This window comes from Collinsella aerofaciens, from assembly GCF_015552075.1.
Taxonomy (GTDB): domain Bacteria; phylum Actinomycetota; class Coriobacteriia; order Coriobacteriales; family Coriobacteriaceae; genus Collinsella; species Collinsella aerofaciens_Y.
The window spans coordinates 1-5,930 of sequence record NZ_JADNDZ010000013.1 but is presented as its reverse complement, the minus strand read 5'-3'; the positions used below and the strand labels follow the sequence as shown (position 1 = coordinate 5,930).

At 53.5% G+C, this 5,930-nt stretch carries 4 protein-coding genes; 3 read left to right on the top strand and 1 reads right to left on the bottom strand.

Going from position 1 to position 5,930, the window contains the following annotated elements; genetic code table 11:
- Positions 1–169: 169 nt before the first annotated feature.
- Positions 170–910 carry a GntR family transcriptional regulator gene (locus tag I2D41_RS00915; RefSeq protein ID WP_195363237.1) on the bottom strand — a complete coding sequence of 247 codons (741 nt, stop codon included), beginning with the start codon at positions 908–910 and terminating at the stop codon, positions 170–172.
- 208 nt (positions 911–1,118) lie between these two features.
- On the opposite strand from I2D41_RS00915, the gene I2D41_RS00910 reads away from it, so the two are divergent.
- The 3 genes from I2D41_RS00910 (at position 1,119) to I2D41_RS00900 (ending at position 5,551) form a co-directional block, all read left to right on the top strand.
- Complete coding sequence (locus tag I2D41_RS00910; protein WP_195363236.1) at positions 1,119–2,450, top strand: 6-phospho-alpha-glucosidase; 1,332 nt, start codon at positions 1,119–1,121, stop codon at positions 2,448–2,450.
- Positions 2,451–2,518: 68 nt separating this feature from the next.
- Entirely contained in the window at positions 2,519–3,988 is a 1,470-nt protein-coding gene (locus I2D41_RS00905; RefSeq protein ID WP_195363235.1) for a PTS transporter subunit EIIC, read from the top strand.
- Between the two features lie 126 nt (positions 3,989–4,114).
- Positions 4,115–5,551, top strand: coding sequence for a serine hydrolase domain-containing protein (locus I2D41_RS00900; protein WP_195363234.1), 1,437 nt, complete (start codon positions 4,115–4,117; stop codon positions 5,549–5,551).
- Positions 5,552–5,930 lie beyond the last annotated feature (379 nt).

Genomic DNA, 5,930 nt, shown 5'->3' with positions numbered 1-5,930 from the left:
AGATCGTGGCCGCCGACTACTGGCCGGTCCCGACCTACGACGACATTCTGTTCTACGTGTAGGACTGGGACAGCATACCGTCACGGTTGAAAGCCGGGGTCCGCATCGCGCGGGCCCCGGTTTTTTTGTTGAACAAATTCCCTAGGGCGGCGTCCGCTCGTGTCGTTTATTAGGGTAGGGGTGTGCGCGTTGCCGTGTCGTGAAAATGGAAGATGCTCGGAATATAACGCGCCTCGATATACTCAAATTGAGTTCCGGTTGAGTCGAATGTCTGGCTGGTTACGACCGCCAGATACGAAGAAGGATCGATGTCAAGCAACCGGCAGTCCTCAGTGTCGGGCTGGGCGAGTGTTATCGTTCGTTTGCTCACGGCAATGGTGAGCCCTAGCTCATCCTCGATGTAATGGAAGAGCGACAGGGTGGCATTCTGCTCGTTTAGGCCGGGGACGGAGGAAGTTAGGAAGTAGTGGCGGTCGACAGCGACCGGTTTATCGTCGAGCATGCGGACGAGCTTCAAATGCGTAAGGTCTTCTCCTTCGGGAAATCCCGTCAATTGAGCTAGACACTTATTGGTGCTTACGTGTTCCAAATAGACGATTTTTGACGTTGGAATTGCTCCGATCGCGTGTGCCGATTCGCTGAACGAAGAAAGGTCGCTTACGGTGAATGCGCCTTCTTTGCTGGTGCCTGCAGGTGACGTCTCGATTACGAGGACTCCCTTGCCTTTAATGGACTGAACTAGACCTTCATTTGCGAGAAGCGAGATAGCCTTGCGCACCGTCATTCGAGAGCAGGAGAACTCTTTGGAAAGATTTTGTTCGGAAGGAAGGAGCGATCCCACGGGATGCTTGCCTTCGACAATCCGCTTTCGTAGGCTTCGGTAAATTTCACTGTACAGGATCCTTGCCAAAATGCTCTCCTTATTGAGGTTGTACGGAATGCGTCGAATCGGCGCGATTATCCGCTTCTACCAATTATAGGAAGTGGAGACACTTTTAGTTACCGCTTACCGCCATAAATCAACCGTTCACCCGTGTGTTTAACATGTCTAGACAGATAGTAAATCACTGAGGATATAATTCGAGTCATCAAGTACATGTCTAGACAGGAGGATTGCAATGGCAAAACAGAGTTATGCAGTTACTATCGCGGGAGGCGGAAGCACTTATACGCCGGGCGTTGTTCTGACACTTCTCGCGAAGCGCGATGTGTTCCCCATCAATAGGATTACGCTCTATGACAACGATGCCGAGCGTCAGGGGACAATTGCCAAGGCATGCGCCATCTACATCAGGGAGAATGCTCCAGAGGTAACCTTCAGCTATACGACCGACCCTGAGGAGGCCTTCACAGGCATCGACTTTGTACTTGCCCAGATTCGCGTTGGCAAGTACGCTATGCGCGATAAGGACGAGAAGATCCCCCTGCGCTATGGCGTTCTTGGCCAAGAGACCTGTGGTCCTGGTGGCATTGCTTATGGCTTGCGCTCCATTGGCGGCGTACTCGAGATCCTTGACTACATGGAGAAATACAGTCCCGACGCATGGATGCTCAACTACTCCAACCCCGCGGCGATCGTTGCTGAGGCGACACGCCGCCTTCGCCCGGATTCAAAGATCATCAACATCTGCGACATGCCAATAGCCCTGATGGATATCATGGCTCAGATGTGTGGTCTCAAGGACCACAACGACCTCGTCGTCGGCTACTACGGCCTCAACCACTTTGGTTGGTGGACAAAGATTCACGACCGTGCTGGCAATGACCTTATGCCCACTATCAAGGCCCAAATGGCTAAAAACGGTTATGCCGGCGAGGATTCCGGCCTTGAATTCGTCGATGCATCTTGGGACCAGACGTTCCGTAAGGCTAAGGATGTTTACGCGCTCGATCCGAATACCATCCCGAACACCTACCTCAAGTACTATCTCTTCCCGGACTATGTGGTTGAGCACACCGACCCCAACCACACCCGCACCGACGAGGTCCGTGAGGGTCGCGAGAAACGCGTCTTCGGCACCGCCCGCCAGATTATCGAAAAGGGCACGTCAGAGGGTTTCGGCCTTAAGCCGGATACCCACGCTGAGTACATTGTCGATCTCGCTCGTGCTTTGGCAGAGAACACCCGCGAACGTTTCTCGCTGATTGTTCCCAACGACGGGGCTGTGTCTAATTTTGACCCAACGGCTATGGTCGAGATCCCCTGCATCGTCGGCAGCGACGGCTACGAGAAAATTTGCCAAGGTGAGATTCCGCAATTCCAGAAAGGACTTATGGAGGAACAGGTCTCGGTCGAAAAGCTTGCAGTGTCTGCTTGGGTCGACCATTCCTATCAGGAGCTTTGGCAGGCGCTGACGCTTTCGAAGACGGTCCCCTCTGCCTCCGTTGCAAAGAAGATCCTTGACGATCTCATTGAGGCGAATAAGGAGTTCTGGCCAGAACTCCACTAGTATCGGAAATCAATTTTGTGAATGATGGCGGGCGACCGACCTTGGACAGGTCGCATGGGAGGAAAACCATGAGCGAAAGCAAAGAGCTTGCAAATCGCAAGCTCGGCGAGGACGTAGTTGGCCTCGTCGGCGGTAAGGAAAACATCCTGAGCATCTCGCACTGCATGACGCGTCTGCGTTTCAAGCTGCGAGACGATGCGAAGGCCGATACTAAGGCAATTGAGTCTCATAAAGGCGTCATTCAAGTAATCAACGCGAATGGCCAGTATCAGGTTGTTGTCGGCATCAATGTGATTGAGGATGTTTACGATGCCGCGGTTGCCGCTTCTGGTGTCGAGGGGCTGGGCGAGGTTAATCTTGATGGTGAGCCCGTCAAGAAAGGAAACCTTGTTAGTGCCCTTATCGATACTATTTCAGGCGTAATCCAGCCGATTCTTGCGGTGCTGTGTGCCGCGGGTATGATCAAGGGTGTTTTGAGTATTCTCGTCGCCCTCGGATGGATTACGGCGACAGACGGCTTGTACCAGATTCTATATGCGGCTGGTGACGGCTTCTTCTACTTCCTGCCGATCATCCTTGGCTATACCGCGGCAAAGAAGTTTGGCTGTAGTGAGTTCGTTGGCATGACGCTCGGTATCGCACTTACGTATCCGGCGATGGTCAACATCACATCTGGCGATGTTTTGGGAACGGTGCTTGCCGGCACTCCCTTTGCCATGAACTACTACACGACTTTCCTCGGCATACCCGTCATCATGCCATCTTCGGGTTATACGAGCTCTGTCATTCCGATTATCATCTCTGTTTGGTTCGCGGCAAAGCTGGAGAAGTGGTGCCGCAAGCATTTCTCTGAGTATGTAAAGTTCTTCTTTGTGCCTACATGCGTACTCGTTGTGATGGTCCCCGCTACCTATTTGATTATTGGCCCGATTGCCACCCTGATCACGAACCTCATGAGCCTGCTGTTTAACTCCCTCTACAGCTTGCCTGTCATCGGCGGCGCGCTCGGCGGCATCGTGCTTACTGCCATTTGGCAGCCTATGGTCATCTTCGGCTTCCACTGGAGTGTCATTGCTCTCATGCTGGTGAACATTGCCTCCCAGGGCTGGGATATTGTCATGGCGCCGTACATGGTTTGCTCGTACGCTCAGTCCCTTGCCGTCCTTGCCATTCTTCTGAAGACTAAGGACGTAAAGCTCAAGCAGCTTGCATGGCCGGCGTTCATCTCGGGCTTCTTCTTTGGCATCACTGAGCCCTGCATCTACGGCGTGACCCTTCCGCGCAAGAAGCCTTTTGTCATGAGCTGCATCGCCTCTGTGCCCGGCGGCCTAATCATCGGTGCTCTTGGTACCAAGATGTTCGCGTTCACCGGCGGCGGCTTCTGCGCCTTCCCGGGCTTCATTGATCCGTCCGGCGCAATGGGCGCGAGCTACCTGATTTACGTAATCATAGCCATCGTGGTTTCCAGCGTGATTTCGTTCCTGCTTACGTATGCGACGTACAAGGAGGACGTGCCGGCGGTAGAGGCTGCAAAGTAGCCAAAGAAGTGGAGCCGCGGAACAAGTATTTCCCCGCGCGCCAGCAATCTGACAAGGTCGTCCTTGGATAAGCGCCGAGGGCGACCTTGTCTTGTGCTGGTTTCGTTTGAGAGGCAGTGGTTGAGAGTGTCTAATATTATCTTTGACAATAAGATGGGCGAGGCGTGCCTTGCGGCGTGGAGGTCCGCGGGTGTGGAAGTCCGCTCAGTCGTGGTTCGACAAGATGGTGAAGTCGTCTTCGAGCATGCGGCTGCGCCGTTCGCCCTCGAACACGTTCACCCGCTCTATTCTGTGACTAAGTCCTTCACCTCGGTTGCTGTTGGGATGTTGGTGAATGAAGGACAGCTGTCGCTGGCCGATCGCTGGATTTCATACTTCCCGGAATATGAAGGCGAGATTGCGGATGAGCGCTTTCACAATGTGACGGTTCGCAATTTGCTGACTATGACGATGGGGCAGGAGAGTGACCTTTCGTATATTGGCGCGGGAGACGACTGGGCACATGAGGTTCTTCATCGTGAGTTTGACTGGAAGCCTGGCGAGGTCTTTCACTACGATTCGCTGTGTTCACATTTATTGAGCATGCTCGTGCAACGCATAAGTGGAGTGAAAGAATCCGATTATCTCGCCGAACGTTTGTTTACGCCGTTAGGCATTAGAAGTTGGTGGTGGGAAGAGGATCAAGCCGGTCATACGACCGGAGGTTTTGGTCTTCACCTTTCGACACCGGATTTGGCTAAGTTTGGTCAATGTTTGCTGGATGGCGGCAAGTGGCGTGGGGAACAGATCATTCCCGCGGAATGGGTTGCCGAGGCGACGAAGATTCAGATGGAAACGAGCCCCTTTTATCCGTCTGAGGCGACTGAAGACAGCAATGGCTATGGATACCAGTTCTGGATGTGCCGGCGTGGCGGGTTCAGATGCTCTGGTCTTTTTGGGCAGCTGTGCTACATACGGCCCACGGATGGCCTTGTCATCGCCTGCTCGAGTTCCACGACAGGAAGTAAGGCGCTGCTTGATCCGCTGTATGAGGTATTGTTCAAAGAGTTTAGTGTTCGGGAAACGGTGGCTTCCGAACGTGACTTCGATAGCATTCCCGTGCCAGTTGGGTTGGCTTCTGGCGGACGCTTGAGTTCATTACGCCTCGAGGGCATCCATCATTGCATTTTCGGGGATTTTGATGAGATCAATATTCGATTTCATGAGAATGAGCTGGATTTGTCTCTGTTGCGCGATGGTCGTGAGTATGGCGTGAGGGCCGGCTACAAGTCTTGGGTTTGCAAATCGGGCGACGAGGCTGGAGTCGGAGACCTCTTTCCCTTCGTGACTCATGAAGCTGAGAGGGACGATGCCCCCGCATGGGATGTTCGCAAGTTGTTTGCAGCGTATGCCTGGACTTCGCCAACAAATTTACAAATCGAGACCAGGGAACTGGACTACACGCGGCGCTGTTTTATCGATGTGCGGATCGGAGGTATTTATGCTGTGTGCAGGGTGAGAGTTGAGGGAATGTGCTGTTTCCCGGCACCCTCGGAACTCACAGCGATTTTGAAGTTGGGATAATTTCTCAAGACGTGCGATTGATAAGAAAGCTTGTCAACATCACGGCTAATGGAGACGGAGCTGTCTCCAGGCAATGTTTTTCGATACGGACGTTTCAGATATCGTATTGCTAGGGACTAAGTCAATCACTTGTTAGGGTCGAAGCGTAAGTGCGTTTCCTCGGCTCCGCGCCCTGTTGGGCTCGAATCCCGGCACATGGCAGCAAAAAGCCCGCTATCGTGAGGATAACGGGCTTCTCATTTCAAATGGTGCCCCACCCGACGGGATATTCGCGTGCGGCTGGCATTGCCCGCTTCCGCTGCGTCGCTTCGCTTCTTGCGCGCTGCCGTGGATGCCATGGAGGAGATCGTGGCCGCCGACTACTGGCCGGTCCCGACCT